Genomic DNA, 20,084 nt, shown 5'->3' on the forward strand with positions numbered 1-20,084 from the left:
TGGTTAGCAAAGGCAATTCGGGAGCGCTCAATGGCATCGGATCAGTCCTGGAAGGACAAGTACCTTCAGGAGCTGGAGTCGGCGGACATCCGGGAACAGCAATGGAAGGTTGAACGCAACACCCTGGAGCGGATGCTGGTGCGCACGAGCCTGGCTTCGGAGGGGCAGACCCCGGAACTGGACCGGCTGCTGGCGCAGGTACGTAAGGACCTGCGCAAGAAAAACGTGGATGTTGATGCCTGGCGGGAGTTGCAGGAACAGATCGACCGTCAGGTGGCCTTGCTTGACGAACAGCCTGCTCCAGTCAGCGTTCGGGAGAACCGGGAATCGGCGGCCGTCGCTCCTGCCTCCGGTTCCGGAGACACTCCGAATGTTCCTGGGGACGATCAGGACCTGGCTGATAATACCCAGCGGCTGCGGATAGCCCGGCGCGTTGGTCAGCTGCTGGGGCAACTGCTCAACAACGTGACCCTCGAGCCGGCTGCCGAGACCCGCGCCCGGTCCCTGCAACAGGCGTTGCTATCGAGCAATGACTGGACCGAGCTGCGGGAAGGTCTGAACCATGTTGCCGAACTGGTGATCGCGGCCGTCACGCGTAGCCAGCGCGAATTCGAGGCCTTCCTGAAGCGGCTTGATGAGCGGCTTGAGGTGCTTCGGAGCCATTTTTCGGAGCAGTCGTCGGCGCAGTCGAACCGACTGACGGCTTCCGAAACGCTGGATCGTGAAATTCGACAGCAACTGGAACGGGCGGGCTCGCAGCTTCGGGACAGTGAAGATCTGCAGGAACTGAAAGACTCGGTCAGTCAGCACCTGTCGTCCATTGGCCAGGCAATGGGGCGGTTTCGTGAGCAGGAGACAGAGCGGGAGAAGGCCCTGTCGGAACAGCTCAAGGCCATGCAGGAAAAAGTGGCGGCCATGGAGGCCCACTCCGAGCAGGTCCAGAACGAAGTCCGCCGTGAACGCCAGCGGGCAATGACCGATTTGCTGACCCAGTTACCAAACCGGGAAGCCTGGCAGGAACGCCTGTCCTTCGAGTTCAATCGCTGGCAGCGCTACCAGGCGTCATTGACGATTGGCGTGCTTGATATCGATTTTTTCAAACGAATCAACGATTCCTACGGCCACAAGGCCGGCGACCGGGTGCTCCAGTTGGTGGCCCGGGAGCTCAGCGAGCGGCTCCGGGCCACGGATTTTATTGCCCGGTTTGGTGGCGAGGAGTTTGTGCTGCTGTTTCCGGAAACCGCGCCGGATGCCGCCAAAGTGGCGATGGATCAGCTTCGGCAACATGTGGGTAATCTGCCGTTTCATTTCAGCGGTGAGCCGGTCACGGTGACGTTCTCGGCCGGGCTGGCGTCTTTCGGGGCGGGAGATTCGGAGGAAACGGTATTCGATCGTGCCGACCGAGCCCTGTATTTGGCCAAGGACGCCGGTCGGGATCGGGTTCACATCAGTGCAGATGGGGCGGGTCAGTGACGCATGCGGGCGTCGAGTTCGTCGATGACCTCCGCCCAGTCGCTATCCTCTTCCAGGCCCTCTTCCAGAAAGTGAGACTGGCTTTCCGACCAGAACGGGGCATCCTGAAGCGCAATTTCCCGGGGCAGTGGCGAGTATCTGGCCACAAAGTCCTCAATGCTCTTTTCGTCGGCTGCCAGGCCGAGCTGTTCGAAAAGGGTACTGAGCGTGTGCTTGCTTGTATCCATGGATACAGTTCTCCTGATTGGCGGTTGCCTGAATGAAATCACGGTCGTTTGCAGGTATTGTTCCCTGAAATGTAGCGGAACCCTTGAGGATATCCAGTGAAGGTCATCCTTCCCTTCTTACTATGCTGCCTGCTTGCGCTGTTTCAATCCCCGCTTCGCGCAGATCCACCCCAGCCATCGCCAGCGCCGGTGCTTGGCAGCGCTGAACTGGCATGGCTTTCGGAGCAGGACAGTTTTCGCATTGGTGTCCATGTCGGCCAGGTCCCGCTGATTTTCGATACCGGTGACGGCACCCTGGCGGGAACTTACATCGACTACCTGGCGCGGCTCTCCGACAAGCTCGGGGTGCCCTTGAATCCGGTGACCCTGCGCGCCGACGATGACCCGGAGCCCGAGACCGATGCCGTCCTGACCACCCGCCTGCCCAACGCCCAGATAACGCCGGGCAAACGCTACAGCGAACCGTTGATGACGCTCACCTACGGCCTGTTCGTCAGTGCCGGTGATGTCGCAATTCGGAGCCTGTCGGACCTGGAAGGCGGTCGGATCGCGGTCATTGATGGCGATCTCAATCAATACCCCATGCTGGATCCGGTCGAGAGCTTTACGCCGGTCGCGGTCGAAAACATAGGCGAAGCGGTCAGTCAGGTGCTTTCCGGCCAGGCCGATGCGTTCCTGGGGCCGGTGCCGGTGGTCTCGGATTATCTGCAGTCGGCGATGATCAACGGCATCGGGCTGTCGGCCCTGCTCGATGAGACCACGGTGGACGTTGTGTTCCAGGTGGATGTGAACGACGACCGCCTGTTCCACGTCCTGAACCGGGCCGTTGAGGCAATCAGCCACACCGAGCACAGGGTAATACGCCAATCCTGGTTGCAGGCGGATCTGCCTGCGCTGGAGCGCAGCGGGCTGGAGCTGTCTGCCTCCGATCAGGAATGGCTGAAGCGGCACCCGAACCTGAGGGTCGCTTTCCGGGCCGACTGGCCGCCGTTCGAGTATGCCCAGGATGGCCGGCCGACCGGGCTGGTACCGGATCTGGTTACCCGGCTGGAAACCGAACTCAAGGCTCGTTTCAATCGCACCGTGGTGCCCGACCGCATGGCGGCAGAGGCGCAGTTACAGGACGGGGACGTGGATATCCTGCCGGGTATGTCCCGGACGCCCCGTACCGAAAGCGAATTTCTGTTTACCCGGGCCTATCTGACCGTACCCATCGCCCTGGCAATCCGGGATGACGGACGCTTTATTGGCGATCTGCGGGAGTTGCGGGACGAACGGGTGGGGGTGGTCAACCGGCATGCGGCCCACGACTACCTGCTGATCAACCATCCAAACCTGGACATCTACCCTGTGGAAACGGTTGAGGAGGGTTTATTGGCCCTGTCCAATGGCGATCTGGAAGTGATGGTGACCCACATCCCGGCTGTCAGCTACACCGTGGCGAGGCTGGGCCTGTCGAACCTGCGGATCACCAGTATCACACCGTACGAGTACGATCTGCGACTTGCGGTCGGCAAGGACAGCCCCGAGCTGCACCGCATCCTGAACCAGGCGCTGAACAGTCTCAAAGCATCCGAGACCGAGGCCATCTACAACCGCTGGATCCACCTGGATATCGAGCAGGAAACCGACTACACGGTGGTGCGCCGGGTCGTGTTGATCGCACTGCTGGTGGTGCTGATCTTCCTGTACTGGAACCGCAAGTTGTCCCGGGAAGTGGACGAGCGTATCCGGTCCGAGAATGCCCTTCGCCGCAGTGAGGACGAACTCCGGGCCGCAAAGCTGGAGGCCGAGCGCCTGGCCCGGGAGGCGGAAACCGCGAGTCTGGCGAAAAGTGAGTTTCTTGCCAACATGTCCCATGAGATCCGAACCCCGATGAATGCGGTGATCGGGTACAGCGACCTGCTCAACAATACGGTCACAGACCCCCAGCAGCGAACCTATCTGGAAGCCATTCGGGCTGGCAGCCGTAGCCTGCTGATGCTGATCAACGATATTCTCGACCTGTCCCGCATTGAGGCGGGGAAAATGCGTCTGGATTACTCGGCGGTTTCCCTGCGTCGTTTGCTCGGCGACGTCCGTCATATTTTTGATCTGCGGGCCCGAGAGCAGGGCATTTCCCTGGAAGTCAGTGTCGATTCGAAAATGCCGGCGGCGATGATGTTGGATGAGACGCGAATGCGGCAGGTTCTGTTCAACCTGGTGGGCAATGCCATCAAGTTTACCCATGAGGGTGTGGTGACGGTCAGGGCGACCGCAACGCCCTTGAAACCTGAGGCTGCGTCCGGGGACGGAGGCGAGCCCGACCGCCAGTATTACCGCCTGGTGGTTACCGTAAAAGACACCGGGATCGGTATCCCCCCGGACCAGCGCGAGCGCATTTTCGACGCCTTCGAACAGCAGGAAGGGCAGAATACCCGGCGCTACGGGGGGACCGGGTTGGGCCTGGCCATCAGCCGCAAACTGGCGCGCATGATGGGGGGGGAGCTGGAAGTGGAGAGCGAACCGGGCACCGGGTCCGTGTTTACCGTGGTCATCCCCAGGGTGGCGGCAACCGGTGAGCAGGCAGAGCACGAGGGAGAACCCAAGGAAGCGGAACGCCTGCTGGCCCAGACGCTGAGCATGCAGGAGCGTGGCTGGTTGCGGGAACAGCTGGCATCGGACTTCGGGGACGAATGGCAAACCGTGCGAGAGAGCGGTGACCCGGAGCAGATGAAAGATTTCGCCCGGCGGGTCCAGGCGTGGGGACAACGTTACCGTTCGCGCTCAGTGACTCGCTATGGGGAGAAGCTGCTGGCCGACGTGGAAGCATTTAATCTGGATGCGGTGAACAGCGCGCTGGACGCCTTTCCCAAACTACTGGGCCGTCAGGGGTAGGTTGGCGCGTTACAGGCAGTCGAACTGGGACCGGCGGTCAAAGGCCACGGCGACCATGTCGTAACCGGAATCGGATAACTGTTGGACCAGATCGCGATCCCTCAGCAGGGTCATGCACACCTTGTGCACGCTGGCCTGAAGCTGCTCTACTGGAGGCTGACGGGATTCGAACCGGAAATCGACGATGAGGTACTTGCGGTCGATGACCGAGGATGCGGGAATATCCTCGCGCTCCACGCTCTCGTACCCAATGTAGGTAGCGTGTTCCTGGGGGAAGATCTGGCTCATCAGGACATCCAGGTTTTCGCCGTGGGCGGAAAACGCTGGCAACAGCAGCGCGGCGGTTACAGCACTGAGCGCTAATGTGTTCTTCATGAAGGCCACTCCCGGTGACTGTCGGGCTTTCGTGTTACTGAGTGTAAAGTTTCGTTACAGAGGATTATCGCAGAGTCGGTCGCTTTTTGCGTGATCCAGTGCATGGATTTTTCAATTGTTTGCAGTTTGCATGTTGTTCGATTGAGGGGCCGGGGCGGCCGGCGGCTACGCTATCAACTATTCTGTTTCTAGAACAGTCATAAAGAGGAAATCGCATGTTTCAGCTTGTCTTTCGGGGAGAATGCGCTCCCGGTACGGATCTGGAAACCGCCAGGAACAACGCCCGAAACCTGTTCAAGGCCAGCGTTGAGCAGGTGGACCGGATGTTCAGCGGCCAGCCGGTGGTGATCCGTAACAAACTCGAGGAAGTGCAGGCCGAAAAGTACCGGGCGGTGTTGAGGAAGCACGGCATGGTTGCGCACGTGCAGCCAATGGCAGGCGCGGAACCGGCCGCCCGGCCCGCCCCGGAACCGGCAAAAGCGCCGCCGCCGAAGACGGAATCACGGTCGGAACCTGAGTTTGCTGCCACACCCCGGGGCAAGGTTCCTGAAACGGAGCCCGGGGAGCGATTGCCGGTTGCCGGCGAGAAGGTGGATACCATTCTGTCGGGCTCCGGTCTCGGTCTCGACCCGGTGGGCGTGACGCTGATGGCGCATACCGAGGTGAAGCCGCCCATGTTCCAGCATCTTGACGACTGGACGCTGGCACCGGCGGGCACGGACCTGGGCGTCGACCGGGAGCTTCCGCCCCCGGTGGTGCCGGACGTGTCGCACCTTTCATTGGCGGACGATGAGAGTTCTGACAAAACCTGATGTGGCACCTCGAAAAAGGATCATTCAGCCGGTGAGAACTGTCCTGTTGATAGTCGGCCTTATGATGGCGGTTGGTTTATCGCCGTTATCCGCCGCGGAACGGCCCCGCGTGGGATTGGTGCTGAGCGGTGGTGGTGCCAAGGGCATGGCCCACGTCGGCGTGTTGCGGGTTCTGGAAGAGATGAACATACCGGTGGATGTGGTTGTTGGAACCAGCGCCGGTTCTGCGGTTGGTGCCCTCTACGCATCGGGTATGCCGGTGGAGGACATCGAGCGCCGGTTTATCGAAATGGACTGGCTTTCCAGTTTTCAGGATGACCCCGGCCGGGTCTACAAACCGGTGCGGCGCAAGAGCGAAGAGGTACGTTTGCCGCTCACGCCGGGCATTGGACTAAGGGCGGACGGGTTGCACGTGGGCGGCGGCATCATTGCCGGCCAGAACCTCGGCTTCATCCTGAATGAACTGACCCGCGATGCCGCACTGGTGGAAGATTTTGACCGACTAGTCATTCCGTTCCGGGCGGTGGCGACGGATCTGGAAACCGGTGAGCAGGTGGTGATGGGGGATGGCAACCTGGCCGAAGCCGTTCGCGCCAGTATGAGTATTCCCGGCGTCTATGCCCCGGTTCAGCGTGACGGTCGTTTGCTGGTGGATGGTGGTGTCGCCAATAACCTGCCGGTCAGCGTGGCCCGTGACATGGGCGCCGACGTCATCATTGCGGTCGACATCACCGACACCCTCATGGACGCCGAGCAGCTGAGCGAAGCCTTTTCCGTCATGGGCCAGCTCACCACCATCATGACCCGGCGCAACACCGATGAACAACTGGCCTCGATGGGCGAAAAGGACGTTCTGATCCGGCCCGATCTGGAGGGTTACAGTTCTGCGGATTTCTACGATGCGTTGACACTGTTTGAACTGGGTGCCACCGGAGCGCGGGAGCACGCCGTTGAGCTGAGGCCGCTGGCGGTATCGCGGACTGACTGGGCTGCCTTCAAGGCGCAGATGTCGTCCCGGGCCTACAGCGCGGGTCCGATTGCAAGGATCAGGATCGAGCAGGGCCGGGCCCTGGCCCCGGAGTTCCTCCGGGAGCGGATTCAGCAGCGGACCGGGGAGCCGTTGAATGTCGAGGTGCTGGAAGAGGACCTGAAACGAATCTACGGGTTGGGTTATTACGAGACGGTTTCTTATGCACTGTCCCCCTCGCCCGAGGGAACGGTGCTGACCATCCAGGTCCAGGAAAAAAGCTGGGGCCCGAATTACCTGTCGTTCGGGCTGAATTATGAAGACAACTTCGATGGTGAGACCCGCTTCAATATTGCCTCGGGTCTGAGAATGACCGAACTCAATGAGCTTGGCGCCGAGTGGCAGACTGGTGTTCAGCTGGGCACGGAACCCTGGGTCCGGACCCAGTGGTACCAGCCGATTGATTACGGCTTCCGGCGTTTCCTGGTCGTGGGTGGTGAGTACAGGCGAGAAACGTTCAGTCTGTACGACGGAGGTACCAGTCCCGTGGCGGAGGTGGACGTCACCTCACGCGATCTCGATTTCGCCCTTGGCATGGAGTTGGGCAGCAACGCCGAGGCCCGACTCAAGTACACCCGGGGCTACGCGTCAGTCGATGAGCTGGTCGGGCAGCCCATCGTGCGCGAGGACAGGGTCCATCGGGGCGGAATCAGCCTGCAGCTGGTGCACGATTCTCTGGACGATTCTTTCTACCCCCGACATGGCGCCTTTGCCGGGGTACGAGGACGACTGGAGCGGGAGGATCTGGGGTCGGACCGCCACTTCGACTCGGTCACCGGGATGTTGCTCGGAACCGACAGCTGGCAGGGCTTTAACCTGACCGGGCTGGTGTACGGAAAGGCAGTGACCAGTGGTGAGCCGGGCATCGAAAACGCCGTAAGGCTGGGCGGGTTCCGCCGGCTGTCGGCCTACGCCCCCGGTCAGATCACCGGGGACAATGCACTGCTGGGCGCGGTCTATGCCAGCCAGTCTTTTGGTGGTCCCCTGGTCCCCTGGTTTGCCGGTGCCGGCCTGGAAGCGGGTAATGCCTGGGAGTCATTTGATCAGGCCAGTTGGAACAATTCGGTGCGATCCTGGAGCCTGTTCGCCGGCGTGGATACCTTCCTGGGCCCGGTTCAGGTTGCTACCGCCTACAGTAACCGGGACAACTGGACGGCCTACCTGAACATCGGCTTCTCGTTCACCCAGATCTTCTACTGACGTTCTTCGGGTTACGCGCCCTTGCGGTCGCGGGTCGCGATCGCATCAAGCACCTGCTGGCACTGCTGCATGGCGTAGCGATGCAGAATGCTTGCGAGCCTATCCTCGTCCCGATCCTTGATCGCCTGGATGGATTCCTGCATATGAGCGAGGTTGTCCTCGAACACGTGGCTGCCACCCTTCTGAAATGCCACGAACGCGCAGCGCTTGGCCGACGGCCACAGGTCGTCAATGGCGGCGACAATAAAGTAGTTGTCGGCGTAGGCCAGCGATGCCTTGGTGTACTCGATGCCGAGTTCGAGGAACGCCATCAGTTCGCTCTTTTCGAAGCAGGCCTTCATCTGGGTGTACAGCGACTCCAGGCGTTCCATGTCTGCCGGCTGCCATTGCCGGACCAGTTTGCGGCCGGTGTGGGTCAGGTAGAGTTCGAGAGTCTCATACAGGCTGCGAACGAAATACTCGTCCAGCGGAGTAACAAAGGCGCCCTTGCGTGGCACATTGCGAACCAGATGGCGTTTTTCCAGCAGCAACAAGCCTTCCCGAATGGAGCCGTGGCTGACATCCATTTCCTTGGCCATGGCACCTTCATAGATTCGTTCGCCAGAGCGAAGCTGGCCGAAGGCAATCAGGTTTTCGATATGGCGGGCGACCTGCTCGGTCAGGGTCTCTCTGGGTCTGAAGGCGTTCATGGTTTCTTGTCGTTACTGCATGCTGGCTGATTCGTGAAGGCATATTCGCACAGAAAGGTCAGCAGAAACCAGTATGAGCCCGCCTTCAGAGCAGGGGCGCCAGCAGGCGAATGGCCCGGCAGGTTAACCGGAAGGGGATGGAACGGTCCCTGTAGTCGCTTTCAGTCATCAGTCGGCAGCTGCCCAGGTCTTCCTCAAGCATGGATTCCACGCTGTTGATGAAATGTCGGGCAGTGGTGACGGCGGTAATCTCGAAGTTCAGGCGCATGGAGCGATTGTCCAGGTTGGCGGTGCCCACCGCGGCGTAGCGGTCGTCCACCAGTATGACCTTCTGGTGCATGAAGCCGGGCTGGTACCGGTAAATCTGAATGCCCGTTTGGCAGGCCTGGACAAGGTAAGAGTAGGCCGCGAGGCCGATCAGGCGGCTATCGGATTTCTCCGGAATGAGAATCCGCACATCCACCCCCCTGAGGGCTGCCAGTTGCAGCGCATTCATGACCTGGAAATCGGGCACGAAATAGGGCGAGGAAATCCACAGGCGGTTGCGGGCGTTGTTGATGCAGTTCAGGAAGAACAGGGCGCAGGTTTCCCAGTCGTCGGCGGGCCCGGTTGGCAGCATCAGCACCTGATCATCGCCGGTGGTGTCGGACTGCGGCGCCCAGTCCAGTTCCGGGAACTCATCACTGGCCCAGTTCCAGTCTTCCAGCCAGCTGAGCTGGAGACCGGTGACGGCGGGCCCTTCGATACGGCAGTGGGTATCGCGCCAGGGTTCCTGATCCATGGCCATACCCAGATATTCGTCCCCGAGATTGATACCGCCGACAAACCCAGTGGTTCCATCGCAGACCAGAAGCTTGCGGTGATTGCGAAAGTTGATCTGGAACCGCCGTCGGCGAATGTTGCCGTCACCAAATGACGCGACCCTGGCCCCTGCGGCTTCGAGTTGCTTCAGATAGGTTCGCGGCAGCCACACGCTGCCGATGTTGTCATACAGGAACCAGACCTCCACTCCCTGGGCGAGTTTCCGTTCCAGAATGGATTTGATGCGCTGCCCCACCCGGTCCGAGCGAACAATGTAAAACTCCAGGAGAATATAGCGGGTGGCGTTTTCCATCGCCTCGAACAGGGCTTCGAAGGTGGCCTCGCCGTCCCGCAACAGGGTACAGCGATTGCCCTCGGTAAAGGGTTGGCGCCCGAGCTTGCACAGAACCTGCAGCTCGTCGGTAAAGTATTCGTCGGCCGGCGCCGGAATCGAGGTGGTTTGCTGCTCAAAACGATTCAGTAGACTGGTCAGTGCCTCGTCACCCATTCGCCGGGCCTTGACGTAACCGCCGAACCGATAGCGCCCGAACAGGAGAAACATGGGGACGGCAACGTAGGGCAGGCCGAGCAGGCCAATGATCCAGGCAATGGCGCCCTGGGCGGTACGGTAGGTCAGCAGAATCCGATAGATGCACGTCAGCGCCGCAAGGTAAAGCAGGCCTACCGCCACGGCCACCAGTGACACGCTCTCCATGGTCACTCTTTGGTATCCGTGTTGGCGTTCGGTTCCGGCTCATCCGCGGCGCGTGCCAGGTGGCTGGCCCGGTATTGGGCCGGTGCTGTGCCGGTCCACCGTTTGAAGGCCCGGCTGAAGGCGCTGAGCTCGGAGAACCCCAACAGGAAGGCAATTTCGCCCAGGGCATAGTGGTCCGTGGCGACGTAGCGCAGGGCCTTGTCCTTGCGCACCTGCTCAACCAGTTCGTGGAAGCCAAGGCCTTCCCGTTTCAGCTTCCGGTACAGGGTCTGGCGACTCATGTGGCACTGTCGGGCCAGGCTGTCGGCATCGATCCTGTCCGTGGCCATCTGTTTCGAGATCAGGCGTCGGATCTTGCGACCGAAGGAGCGTCTGGGTTGCAGGCGTGCGAGCACCGCGTTCACCTGTTTCAGGACGGCCGAGTAGACGTAAGGGTTGCGCCGGGGAATCGGGTGGCTAAGGTGGCGGCTGTTGAAGGCAAGCCGCGTGGTGGCGCAGTCAAATTGAACCGGTCCGCCGAGAATTTTCTCGTATTCCGTCGCATAGACAGGCCGGGGGTGGGCGATTTCCGCCCATTCGGCTGTGATCTGCGGATGGATGAAATGCCGGGTCCGGCTCAGTGCCGCTGCCAGTGTCCGGTCCATGTCCTGCCGGCAGTAATGATCGGGCACATCCGGTTGCCAGCTCAGGATGGCCTGTTCGCCCGTCTGCTCGAAGCTCAGGATGACCGATTCGTTGATCAGCCGGTGCAGGCGTACATACTGGGTAACGGCTTCGCCCAGGGTGTCACAGTTGAAGAACACATGGCCGACCAGTCCCATGCGCTCGGGGTCAACCACCTGGCCCGCATGCAGCCCCACGCCGGGATCACCGGTCACCTGTTCGGCGTAGTCCCACAGTTGATAGTGTGCGACTGCCGGCACCCGCAAGTCCGGATCCGACAGGGCCTCAAGGTCCAGGCCGACAATCCGTGCCACCCGATTCGGATCCAGCACCCCCTGACGTTCGAGATAGTGAACCAGGGCAAGGGTGCTGGAGGCGGCAACCAACGGTGTGCTGGTGTTGTCGGGCTGAGCAGGAATCACAGTATCGGTCCCGATGGTTAACAACTTTTCATCCACGCTGATACAAAATGTCAAGTGGATGAGACAGCCTGTCAAAGGCTTTCCATGCCCGTAACGATAGCATTAAGTCATCAGGTTGAAGCAATGGAAAGGTGTTTTCAGGAGGTGTTTTATGGAACAGGAAATTTTCGTACCTCATACTGAGCGCGAGCGGAAGAACGTGATGGCCCTCGCTGAGTATCTGAACAGCATCTTCTACTGCTGATCAGTCAGGCGTAAAGCCTATGACCTTGAAGCCGGGGATTCCCCGGCTTTTTTTCGTCTGCAGAATCGCTCCCGCCATTCCCAACTTGCTCGCCTGACTGTCAGTGGTAATGTATCCGCTCGTAAAACGTGAGCCAACCCGGAGACTGTCCGCCCATGACTGTAGAGCTGAACCACCGCATTACCGGCGAAGGTCCGCCGCTGATTCTGTTGCACGGCCTGTTCGGATCCCTGGAAAACCTGGGCGGGATTGCCCGCCGGTTGCAGGGTGAGTGGCAGATACATGCCCTGGACCAGCGCAATCACGGCAGTTCGCCTCATACCGACACCATGGACTACCCGGCCATGGCCGCCGATGTGATTGCGTACATGGATCGTCAGGGCATCGGCAGGGCCAGTATCCTCGGCCATTCCATGGGCGGCAAGGTGGCTATGCAGGTGGCTCTGCAGGCGCCGGAGCGGGTGGAAAAGCTCCTCGTGGCCGATATCGCTCCGGTGAGTTACAAACCCCGGCACGATGCGGTTCTGGATGGTCTGAAAAGCATCGACCTGACCGGGGTGCGTTCGCGTCAGGAGGCCGACACGCTACTCGCCGACTTTGTGGAGATGGCCTCCACCCGTCAGTTCCTGCTGAAGAACCTTGAGCGGGTGCCCAAGGAGGAGCAGACCGAGGGCGGTCCGGTGTTTCGCTGGCGCCTGAATGTACCGGTCATCGATGCCTGTTACGACAATCTTGCCCGCGCCCCGGAAGGCACCAGACCCTTTGAGGGGCCGGTGCTGTTCATCAAAGGCGAGGAATCCGCGTACATCCAGGAAAAACATCGGGATGAGATCCAGCGCCTGTTTCCTGCGGCCGAGCTCCGTATCATCAAGGGCACGGGGCACTGGCTACATGCCGAAAAGGCCGATTCGTTTGCGGCCCTGTGCCGGCGTTTCCTGGAAGGTGACAGCTAGTCGGTCGCGCAAACGGCATTTTCATGGCTTGGTGCCGGTCTGCTAAGGTTAACCCATTGCGGCGAAATGCATCGGACATGACAACAGGCGGACTTGATCTATGAAATGGTTGATGGTGGGAGTGCTGATCCTGTTTGTACTGCTGGGAAGCTTTCTCCTGACGCCATCACCCATCGACAGCAAGGCCTGGCAGCCGCCATCGCCACCCCCCTTGACCGGTCCGCTGGCACCCAATGAGCGACTTCGTCTGGCGGATCTGCTGGCCCGAGGCCAGGTCTATGGCCCCGAAGATACGACGGTGAGCAAAGACGGCGTCGTCTATTCCGGAACCCAGGATGGTCGGGTTATCCGCCTGTTCCCCGATGGCCGGGTGGAAACCTGGCTCAGGACCGGCGGGCGCCCACTGGGCATGGTGTTTGACCGGGACGGCGATCTGATCGTGGCCGATGCCTGGAAAGGCCTGCTGTCCATTGCCCCGGACAAGACCGTTACCTTGCTGGCCAGGGAAGCGGAGGGCACCCCGTTCCGATTCACCGACGACGTCGACATAGCCCCGGATGGCAGGATCTACTTTACCGACGCCAGCTCCCGGTTCCAGCAGCCAGAATACCGTCTGGATCTTCTGGAGATGCGCCCCCATGGCCGGCTGCTGAGATACTCGCCCCGTATCGGCAAGGCCGAAGTCCTGCTGGGTAACCTGCACTTCGCCAATGGCGTAGCGGTCTCGCCCGACGGCGCGTTCGTGCTGGTGAACGAGACCTGGAAATACCGCATCCTGCGTTACTGGATCACCGGGCCCAAGGCCGGGCAGGCCGAGGTGTTTGCGGACAACCTCCCGGGCTTTCCGGACAACCTGGCGGTGGATGAGGAAGGTCGTTACTGGGTAGCGTTCCCGACCCTCCGAAATGCCCAGGTGGACGCCCTGCATCGGACACCCTGGCTCAAGGATCTGGTGGCCAAGTTGCCCGACAGCCTGAAACCAACCCCCCAGGAATATGGCCTGGTGGTGGCGTTCAACCGGGACGGCGAGGTGATTACCAGCCTTCATGACACCAAGGGTACCCACCTGCAGGAGATCACTTCGGTCAATCCTCACGATGGCTACCTATACTTTGGTTCACTTCACAACGATCGCATCGGGCGGATACCGTTACGGGCCATTCCCGGCCTCGGAGACGACGAAGCATGACAGATGACAGCACGGTTGATTGGGATCTGCCGGATCCGTTCATTCTCGAGATCACCGTAAAGGATGAAGACACCGATCGCCTGGGCCATGCCAACAATGTCGTCTATGTACGCTGGCTCGAAGACGTGAGCTGGGCCCACATCGAGAGTCTGGGTATGACCTGGGAGCTGCACGAGGCCGCCGGCAAGGCCATGGCGATTACCCGTACGGAGATCGACTACCTGGCGTCCGCCAATGCCGGTGACCGGCTGGTTCTCGGGACCTGGCTGACCGGGTATGACGGCCGCCTCCGCTCCTCCCGTCAGTTTCAGTTGATCCGTCCAGCCGACGGCAAGACGCTGGTCCGGGCGGTATCGACCCATGCCTGCGTGAACATGAAAACCCAGCGCCCGTCTCGGGCGCCGAGAGAATTTGCAGAGATCCTCGGGGCAGCGGTCGTTGCCGGCGGTCGGGGGCCTGCCCGCTGATTGAGCGACCCTTGCCGACATCTTCTGCTAGTCTGAACAGAATCCGTTGTCCGTTACCACCGTTGTCCGGAGACCATCATGGCAAATCCCAATGAACAGAGCACTGACACCACCATGCGCCACATCAGTTATGACCGGTTTGGTGAGCGGGATGTGCTGAAGGTGAATCACTCGGACATTCCCCGGCCGTCGACCGGTCAGGTCCTGATCCGCGTCCATGGCGCCGGCCTGAACCCCATCGACTGGAAAACCCGCAAGGGGCTGGGCTTCGCCGCCCGGCAGATTGAAAATTCGCTGCCGTGGACGCCGGGCTACGATGTGGCTGGCGAGGTTGTTGAGGTCGCTGAGGATGTCACTACCCTGGCGCCGGGCGATCGCGTGATGGGCATGATTGGTTTTCCCGCCGGCGGTGGCGGCTACGCGGAGTACGCGGTCGCCGGTGCGGATGAGCTGGCTATCGTGCCGGATGAGCTGGAGCTGATGGTTGCCGGGGCGTTGCCGCTGGCGGCGTTAACGGCCTGGCAGGCACTGTTTGAGGTGGCCAAGCTGGAATCCGGCCAGAAAATCCTGATTCACGCCGGAGCCGGTGGCGTCGGGCATTTTGCCGTTCAGTTTGCGCTCGAACGGGGTGCCCATGTGGTGGCCACGGCGTCCGCCGCAAACCGGGATTTCCTGGCGGAGTTGGGCGTGCACGAGGTGATTGATTACCGCACCACCGATGTGGCTGAAGAGTGCTACGGCCTGGATGTGGTGCTTGATCTGGTTGGTGGTGAGGCCGGCAAACGCTCCCTGCACACCCTGGGCGAGCATGGCGTATTGGTCACCATTCCCACCGTGACGGCGGACGAGATTATCAGCGCAGCTGAGGACATGGGGCTGCGCGCCCACGGCATGACGGTGCGGCCGGACGTTTTCCATTTGGACGAGATTGCCGAACTCATCGAGGACGGCGATGTTCGCGTTCACATTGATCAGTCATTCCCGCTGGATAAGGTCGCGGAGGCGCATGAGCTGCTTGAAGGTGGCCATGTACGCGGAAAACTGGTGCTCGACTGCCGCTGAGGGAGAACTCCCTCAGTCCTTCCCAGGCTCTGGCAGTGGGGATTTCGAACGGTCTGCGTTCCCCTCTGCATTGGCGTCACCGCCGGAATCCTGTCCGTCCTTTTCCTTACGTTCCTTGCGGGCCTGCTGCGGCACCAGGCTGACCAGGGTCCAGTCCTTCTCGGGCTTCAGTTGTTCCATGTCCAGCACCGGCGAAACGTGGCCCTTGCCGTCGAAAACGAAGAGTACCAGGGCCTGGCGCTGATATTTTTCCAGAAAATCCTCGTAGCTGAACTCGTCGCTGAGCTGGGTGGTCTTTATCGTGTAACCCTGGCTGGCCAGGCTCGCCAGCTTGGCATAGCTCACTCCATCAAACAGGCCTCGGGTCATCTGGATTTTTTCCGCGGTCTGGTGACGGGCCTTCTGGTCCTGATCGCCTTCCGCCAGAGTAAATACAGAGTTGTTTCCGAACCAGTCCAGGAAGTGATAGGTCGCCAGCGAGTTCATGTGCTTGTAGGGTGAAATGACCAGCAGATTGCCAATTCCGGTGAGATCCAGATGCGTCGAGGCGTGCTCGGAGACCGGGTTCCCGAAGTAGGTTTGCAGATTTTCCATGCGTGCCTGGCGGACATTCTCCCAGTTGGTGTCGGCCAGGGTGACCGGCACCTCGTGCTTTTTCAACGCCAGTCCAATCATACGCGCCACCGGGTTGGCCCCCAGGATCAGGAAACCGAATTCCGCGGGCTCGGCCACCTTCAGCATCCTCGCCACCGGCCGGGCGGTCAGGCTTTGGAGGGTAACAGTCGCAATGATCAGCATGAATACCAGGGGCACCAGCGTACCGGCACTCTCATAACCGAGTTTCTGCAGCTGGAACGCAAACAGGGCGGAGACGGCGGCGGCGACGATACCGCGGGGCGCAATCCAGCTCAGAAACACTTTCTCCCGCCAGTTCAGGTTGGTGCCAATGGCCGACAGGAAGATACTCAGCGGCCTGGCAACCAGCATCAGGATCGCCAGAACCAGCGCCAGCCCCCACCCGAGATCGGCAATGGCACTGAACTCAACCCGCGCGGCCAGGATGATGAACAAGGCCGAAATCAGCAGCACACTGAGGGATTCCTTGAACTCCAGAATGCTCTCGATGGGCACCTGCTTCATATTAGCCATCCAGATCCCCATGATGGTGACCGTCAGCAGCCCGGATTCGTGCGCCATTTCATTGGAGAGGGCGTAGACCCCCAGCATGAAGGTAAGCGTGCCGGCATTGTGCAGGTATTGCGGGATCCAGTGCTTGCGCAGCACCAGACCATTCAGGTAGCCGGCCAGGGCGCCAATCAGAAAACCCACCGCCAGCGTCTTGCCGAAGATGAAGAGGGAATGGCCGAAGACGTTGCCCTGGCCCCAGGAGACGATGCCCTCGAACACCAGTACGGCCAGCAGGGCGCCCACCGGATCAATGATGATGCCTTCCCAGCGCAGGATGTTGGCGAGCTTGGCGTCGGGCCGGACCGAGCGCAGCAGCGGTGCGATGACCGTCGGGCCGGTGACAATGGAAATCGCGCCGAACAGCAGGGCAACCGGCCAGGATACGTCCAGCAGCCAGCGCACCGACAGGGTACCGATGACGCAGGTGACGATGGAGCCCACAGGGATCAGATTGCGCACCATCTTGCCGTGGCCGCGGATTTCCGCGTAGCGCAGGGTCAGGCTGCCTTCGAAGAGGATGATGGCGACGGCCAGAGAAATGACCGGGAACAGCAGTTCGCCGAATACCGCTTCCGGGGCCAGAAAGCCCAGCAAGGGCCCGGCGGCAATCCCCCCCGCGAGCAGGAACAGGATCGCCGGCATCCTTACCCGCCAGGCCAGCCACTGGCAGAAGAGGGAGAGAACGCCAATGCTGGCAAGAAGCATGACAGTGCTGACAGGCATAGTGGGGGCAGATCCTTTTGGTTTATTGGTTGGCGCGCCTTGCCATGCGGTTGAGCAGCCGGGAAGCGGCAAAAAATCCGAAGCTGGCGGTGACCGGGCTGGCCGCTCCAAAGCCCGAGGCGCAATCGAGGCGCACCGGGCCATCGGAGGCCGGCTTTTGCAGACACACCTCGCCATCACCGGCAGGATACGTCAGCTGCTCCAGCGAGTATACGGCCTCGATACCAAAGCGGCGCTTGGGGTTGCGGGAAAAACCGTACTCCCGGCGCAACAGATTACGAACCTTGGCGAGAAGTGGATCCTGGGTGGTCTTGCTGAGGTCCGCGACCTGGATCTGGGTGGGGTCCATCTGACCGCCGGCGCCGCCGGCACAGACGATCGGCAGCTTGCGTCGCTGGCAGTGTGCAATCAGCGCGGCCTTGGCCTTGACGCTGTCGATGGCATCGATCACGCCGGTCATGTCCGGGTCGATCAGATCGCCGACATTCTTGTTGGTCAGAAAGCCGAAATGGACGCGAATGTCCGCGTGCGGGTTGATGGCTTTCAGTCGCTCCGCCATGGCGTCCGTCTTGGTGCGCCCGTATTGCTGTTCCAGCGCATGGAGCTGGCGGTTGGTGTTGGAGACACAGATGTCGTCCATGTCGATCAGGGTAATGGTGCCGATGCCGCTGCGAGCCAGGGATTCCGCAGCCCAGGAACCCACGCCACCGAGCCCGACTATGGCGATGTGGGCGTCTCGGAAGGCGTCGAGGGCGCGACGTCCGTACAGTCGTTCTATGCCACCAAAGCGGAATGCGTAATCGTCGGCGTTCATGCGGCCTCCGGTCGGGTCCGGTGCAGGGCCGGACGGAATCAAAGAGCGCAATTGTAACCCAGGCCCGGGCCAGACCGAAAAGCCGGCAAAAAAAAGCCACGCGGGGCGTGGCTTTCAAAGATGCCCAGTCCGAAGCGGGGTGGGCAGGACTAGTTCAGAGACACTAATCAACGTGGACATTATTGAACTCTGAGCGTCCGCGATGAAGGTCAAAAAATGCCAAGCATCGGTCATTTCCGGTCAGTACCCTGGAGGTACTGACCGCTACCTCGCTCAAGCGGCCCAGTGGTCGTCGTCAAACGCCATCAGGCTGTCTTTACCGGTCTTGATATCGCTCAGCAACCACGGGATTTCCGGTGCCAGCTTCTCGAAGAAGAAGCGTGCCGAGACCAGCTTGCTCTCCAGCAATGGTTTGTTGGCCTCTCCGGTATCCAGTTGCTCACCGGCAACGCTGGCCATGCGAGACCAGAGGTAGCCGATCACCGTCAGGGCCATGAGTCGCAGATACGGCGTCGCAGCCGCTCCAGCCTGCTCGGGATCCTTGGGGGCGTTACTGGCCAGCCACATGGTGGCGTCTTCGAGCGACGCCATGGCGCTCTTGAGTTCGTCCCGGTAGGGCGCTTCCGGATTGTCTTTGAGGTAGCCGGTCAGCACCCCGAAGAGTGTCCGGACCAGCTGTCCGCCTTTCAGGCTCAGCTTCCGGCCCACCAGGTCCATGGCCTGAATGCCGTTGGTGCCCTCGTAGATTCGCGCGATCCGGCCGTCACGGACCAGTTGTTCCAGTGGCCAGTCGGTGGTGAAACCAGAGCCGCCGAGTACCTGCAGGCCGGTGTTGGCGTTGTTGAAGCCTTCGTCGGTCAGGAACGCCTTGACCACCGGCGTCAGCAGTTGCACCAGATCGTCAGAGTATTCGCGGACTGTCTCGTCCGGGTGGGCCGCTGATATGTCCAGGTGATGGCCCGTGAAAAGGGCCAGTGCCCGCATACCCTCGTTCAGCACTTTTTGGCGCATGAGCATCCGGCGCACGTCCGGGTGCACGATGATCGGATCCGCCGGGCCGTCCGGGTTCTTGGGTCCGCTCAATGAACGACTCTGCAGCCGCTCTCGGGCAAAACCGAGGCTTTCCTGGTAGGCCATTTCTGCCAGCCCGAGTCCCTGCATGCCGACCATCAGCCGGGCTTCGTTCATCATGGTGAACATGGCGCGCATGCCGTCGTTGGGTTCGCCTACCAGCCAACCCTTGGCGCCCTCGAAGTTCATGACGCAGGTTGCCGAGCCCTTGATGCCCATCTTGTGTTCCAGGCCACCGCAGAACGCCGGGTTGCGCTCGCCGGTGTCCGGTAGGAATTTGGGTACTGCGAACAGGGAAATGCCCTTGGTGGTATTCGGCGCGCCGGGGAGCTTGGCCAACACCAAATGAACGATGTTGTCCACCAGGTCGTGCTCGCCGCCGGTGATCCAGATCTTGGTGCCTTCGATAGCGTAGCTGCCATCGTCGTTCGGCGTGGCGCGGGAGCGGATCAGTCCCAGGTCGGTACCGCATTGGGGCTCGGTCAGGCACATGGTGCCGGTCCACTCACCGGAGATCAGTTTTTCCAGGTACGTCTGCTTCAGATCGTCGGAACCATGGGCGTACAGGGCACTGATGGCACCGTGAGTCAGGCCCGGATACATGCCCAGCGAGAGGTTGGTGGAGCAGACCATTTCGTCGACGACGAACTTCAGGGTGTGGGGCAGGCCCTGCCCGCCGAATTCCAGTGGCGCATCCAGCGCAGTCCAGCCACCTTCAACAAACTTCCGGTAGGCTTCCTTGAAGCACTCGGGCGTGGTAACGGCGTGGGTCTCCGGATCGTAGCTGCAACCCTCCCGGTCGCCGACCTGGTTCGTTGGCTGAATCACTTCTGCCGCCAGTTTTCCGGCCTCATCGATGACCGCAGAGATCAGGTCGGGTGTGGCGTCGGCATACTTCTCCAGTTCGTGGAGCCGGTCCGCGCCCAAGACATCGAACAGCAGGAAGCGAATGTCGTTCGCTGGAGCCTGGTATTGCATGGAATACTCTCCTCACCGTGTTTCTTTTGGACGGCGTCAGGCGGATTACCCGACACCCTGTGGGTCTTTCGAACACTCGATTCATACGCCTGTTTCAATATGCTGGTTCACCGA

16 protein-coding genes are annotated in these 20,084 nt (G+C 60.8%); 8 read left to right on the forward strand and 8 right to left on the reverse strand.

Features of this window, described 5'->3' with window-relative positions; translation table 11 throughout:
* Window positions 1-30: 30 nt before the first annotated feature.
* Window positions 31-1,473 (forward strand): GGDEF domain-containing protein, encoded by a 1,443-nt coding sequence (locus KZO34_RS12490; RefSeq protein WP_219476893.1) that lies wholly within the window; start codon window positions 31-33, stop codon window positions 1,471-1,473.
* Here the strand turns inward: KZO34_RS12490 and KZO34_RS12495 are convergent.
* Window positions 1,467-1,700 (reverse strand): DUF2789 domain-containing protein, encoded by a 234-nt coding sequence (locus KZO34_RS12495; protein WP_219476895.1) that lies wholly within the window; start codon window positions 1,698-1,700, stop codon window positions 1,467-1,469. The two genes, KZO34_RS12490 and KZO34_RS12495, sit on opposite strands and share 7 nt — an antisense overlap.
* 96 nt (window positions 1,701-1,796) lie before the next feature.
* Here KZO34_RS12495 and KZO34_RS12500 point away from each other — a divergent pair, with 96 nt between their 5' ends.
* The gene (locus KZO34_RS12500) at window positions 1,797-4,577 is read left to right on the forward strand and encodes an ATP-binding protein (RefSeq protein ID WP_219476897.1); all 2,781 of its coding nucleotides are present in this window, start codon (window positions 1,797-1,799) and stop codon (window positions 4,575-4,577) included.
* A 9-nt stretch (window positions 4,578-4,586) separates the two neighbouring features.
* Here KZO34_RS12500 and KZO34_RS12505 read toward each other — a convergent pair whose 3' ends face one another.
* Window positions 4,587-4,952 (reverse strand): hypothetical protein, encoded by a 366-nt coding sequence (locus KZO34_RS12505; protein ID WP_219476899.1) that lies wholly within the window; start codon window positions 4,950-4,952, stop codon window positions 4,587-4,589.
* A gap of 215 nt (window positions 4,953-5,167) precedes the next feature.
* Here KZO34_RS12505 and KZO34_RS12510 point away from each other — a divergent pair, with 215 nt between their 5' ends.
* On the forward strand, window positions 5,168-5,764 hold the full coding sequence (locus KZO34_RS12510; RefSeq protein ID WP_219476901.1) for a hypothetical protein: 597 nt from the start codon (window positions 5,168-5,170) through the stop codon (window positions 5,762-5,764).
* A gap of 61 nt (window positions 5,765-5,825) precedes the next feature.
* Window positions 5,826-7,991 (forward strand): patatin-like phospholipase family protein, encoded by a 2,166-nt coding sequence (locus KZO34_RS12515; protein ID WP_257900413.1) that lies wholly within the window; start codon window positions 5,826-5,828, stop codon window positions 7,989-7,991.
* 11 nt (window positions 7,992-8,002) lie between these two features.
* On the opposite strand, the gene KZO34_RS12520 is transcribed toward KZO34_RS12515, so the two are convergent.
* The 3 genes from KZO34_RS12520 to KZO34_RS12530 form a co-directional block, all read right to left on the reverse strand.
* The gene (locus tag KZO34_RS12520) at window positions 8,003-8,680 is read right to left on the reverse strand and encodes a GntR family transcriptional regulator (protein WP_219476904.1); all 678 of its coding nucleotides are present in this window, start codon (window positions 8,678-8,680) and stop codon (window positions 8,003-8,005) included.
* An 85-nt stretch (window positions 8,681-8,765) separates the two neighbouring features.
* Window positions 8,766-10,196, reverse strand: a complete 1,431-nt coding sequence (gene cls, locus KZO34_RS12525) for a cardiolipin synthase (RefSeq protein ID WP_219477306.1) — start codon at window positions 10,194-10,196, stop codon at window positions 8,766-8,768.
* 2 nt (window positions 10,197-10,198) lie between these two features.
* Window positions 10,199-11,281 carry an AraC family transcriptional regulator gene (locus KZO34_RS12530; protein WP_219476906.1) on the reverse strand — a complete coding sequence of 361 codons (1,083 nt, stop codon included), beginning with the start codon at window positions 11,279-11,281 and terminating at the stop codon, window positions 10,199-10,201.
* A 399-nt stretch (window positions 11,282-11,680) separates the two neighbouring features.
* On the opposite strand from KZO34_RS12530, the gene KZO34_RS12535 reads away from it, so the two are divergent.
* From KZO34_RS12535 to KZO34_RS12550, 4 genes are all read left to right on the forward strand, one after another.
* Window positions 11,681-12,478: an alpha/beta fold hydrolase gene (locus KZO34_RS12535; RefSeq protein WP_219476909.1), complete on the forward strand. Its 798-nt coding sequence runs from the start codon at window positions 11,681-11,683 to the stop codon at window positions 12,476-12,478.
* Window positions 12,479-12,578: 100 nt separating this feature from the next.
* A complete protein-coding gene (locus KZO34_RS12540) occupies window positions 12,579-13,667 on the forward strand; it encodes an SMP-30/gluconolactonase/LRE family protein (RefSeq protein ID WP_219476911.1) in 1,089 nt (362 codons plus the stop codon).
* On the forward strand, window positions 13,664-14,134 hold the full coding sequence (locus tag KZO34_RS12545; protein ID WP_219476913.1) for an acyl-CoA thioesterase: 471 nt from the start codon (window positions 13,664-13,666) through the stop codon (window positions 14,132-14,134). The genes KZO34_RS12540 and KZO34_RS12545 overlap by 4 nt, the downstream gene beginning before the upstream one ends.
* 78 nt (window positions 14,135-14,212) lie before the next feature.
* Window positions 14,213-15,196: an NADP-dependent oxidoreductase gene (locus tag KZO34_RS12550; RefSeq protein WP_219476915.1), complete on the forward strand. Its 984-nt coding sequence runs from the start codon at window positions 14,213-14,215 to the stop codon at window positions 15,194-15,196.
* Between the two features lie 12 nt (window positions 15,197-15,208).
* On the opposite strand, the gene KZO34_RS12555 is transcribed toward KZO34_RS12550, so the two are convergent.
* The 3 genes from KZO34_RS12555 to KZO34_RS12565 form a co-directional block, all read right to left on the reverse strand.
* Window positions 15,209-17,107 (reverse strand): cation:proton antiporter, encoded by a 1,899-nt coding sequence (locus tag KZO34_RS12555; protein WP_219476917.1) that lies wholly within the window; start codon window positions 17,105-17,107, stop codon window positions 15,209-15,211.
* A gap of 22 nt (window positions 17,108-17,129) precedes the next feature.
* On the reverse strand, window positions 17,130-17,921 hold the full coding sequence (tcdA, locus tag KZO34_RS12560; protein ID WP_219476919.1) for a tRNA cyclic N6-threonylcarbamoyladenosine(37) synthase TcdA: 792 nt from the start codon (window positions 17,919-17,921) through the stop codon (window positions 17,130-17,132).
* Between the two features lie 273 nt (window positions 17,922-18,194).
* Window positions 18,195-19,970 (reverse strand): acyl-CoA dehydrogenase C-terminal domain-containing protein, encoded by a 1,776-nt coding sequence (locus KZO34_RS12565; RefSeq protein ID WP_219476921.1) that lies wholly within the window; start codon window positions 19,968-19,970, stop codon window positions 18,195-18,197.
* Between the last annotated feature and the right edge of the window lie 114 nt (window positions 19,971-20,084).

The sequence above is a fragment of the Marinobacter sp. F4206 genome (assembly GCF_019392195.1).
In the GTDB taxonomy this organism is placed as follows: domain Bacteria; phylum Pseudomonadota; class Gammaproteobacteria; order Pseudomonadales; family Oleiphilaceae; genus Marinobacter.

Excerpts from the sequence above, each read along its gene's own strand:
- KZO34_RS12495 (WP_219476895.1), bottom strand. The coding sequence starts at position 1,700 with ATGGATACAAGCAAGCACACGCTCAGTACCCTTTTCGAACAGCTCGGC.
- KZO34_RS12565 (WP_219476921.1), bottom strand. The coding sequence starts at position 19,970 with ATGCAATACCAGGCTCCAGCGAACGACATTCGCTTCCTGCTGTTCGAT.
- tcdA (WP_219476919.1), bottom strand. The coding sequence starts at position 17,921 with ATGAACGCCGACGATTACGCATTCCGCTTTGGTGGCATAGAACGACTG.
- KZO34_RS12550 (WP_219476915.1), top strand. The coding sequence starts at position 14,213 with ATGGCAAATCCCAATGAACAGAGCACTGACACCACCATGCGCCACATC.
- KZO34_RS12510 (WP_219476901.1), top strand. The coding sequence starts at position 5,168 with ATGTTTCAGCTTGTCTTTCGGGGAGAATGCGCTCCCGGTACGGATCTG.
- KZO34_RS12535 (WP_219476909.1), top strand. The coding sequence starts at position 11,681 with ATGACTGTAGAGCTGAACCACCGCATTACCGGCGAAGGTCCGCCGCTG.
- KZO34_RS12545 (WP_219476913.1), top strand. The coding sequence starts at position 13,664 with ATGACAGATGACAGCACGGTTGATTGGGATCTGCCGGATCCGTTCATT.
- KZO34_RS12555 (WP_219476917.1), bottom strand. The coding sequence starts at position 17,107 with ATGCCTGTCAGCACTGTCATGCTTCTTGCCAGCATTGGCGTTCTCTCC.
- cls (WP_219477306.1), bottom strand. The coding sequence starts at position 10,196 with ATGGAGAGCGTGTCACTGGTGGCCGTGGCGGTAGGCCTGCTTTACCTT.
- KZO34_RS12490 (WP_219476893.1), top strand. The coding sequence starts at position 31 with ATGGCATCGGATCAGTCCTGGAAGGACAAGTACCTTCAGGAGCTGGAG.
- KZO34_RS12515 (WP_257900413.1), top strand. The coding sequence starts at position 5,826 with ATGATGGCGGTTGGTTTATCGCCGTTATCCGCCGCGGAACGGCCCCGC.
- KZO34_RS12540 (WP_219476911.1), top strand. The coding sequence starts at position 12,579 with ATGAAATGGTTGATGGTGGGAGTGCTGATCCTGTTTGTACTGCTGGGA.
- KZO34_RS12520 (WP_219476904.1), bottom strand. The coding sequence starts at position 8,680 with ATGAACGCCTTCAGACCCAGAGAGACCCTGACCGAGCAGGTCGCCCGC.
- KZO34_RS12505 (WP_219476899.1), bottom strand. The coding sequence starts at position 4,952 with ATGAAGAACACATTAGCGCTCAGTGCTGTAACCGCCGCGCTGCTGTTG.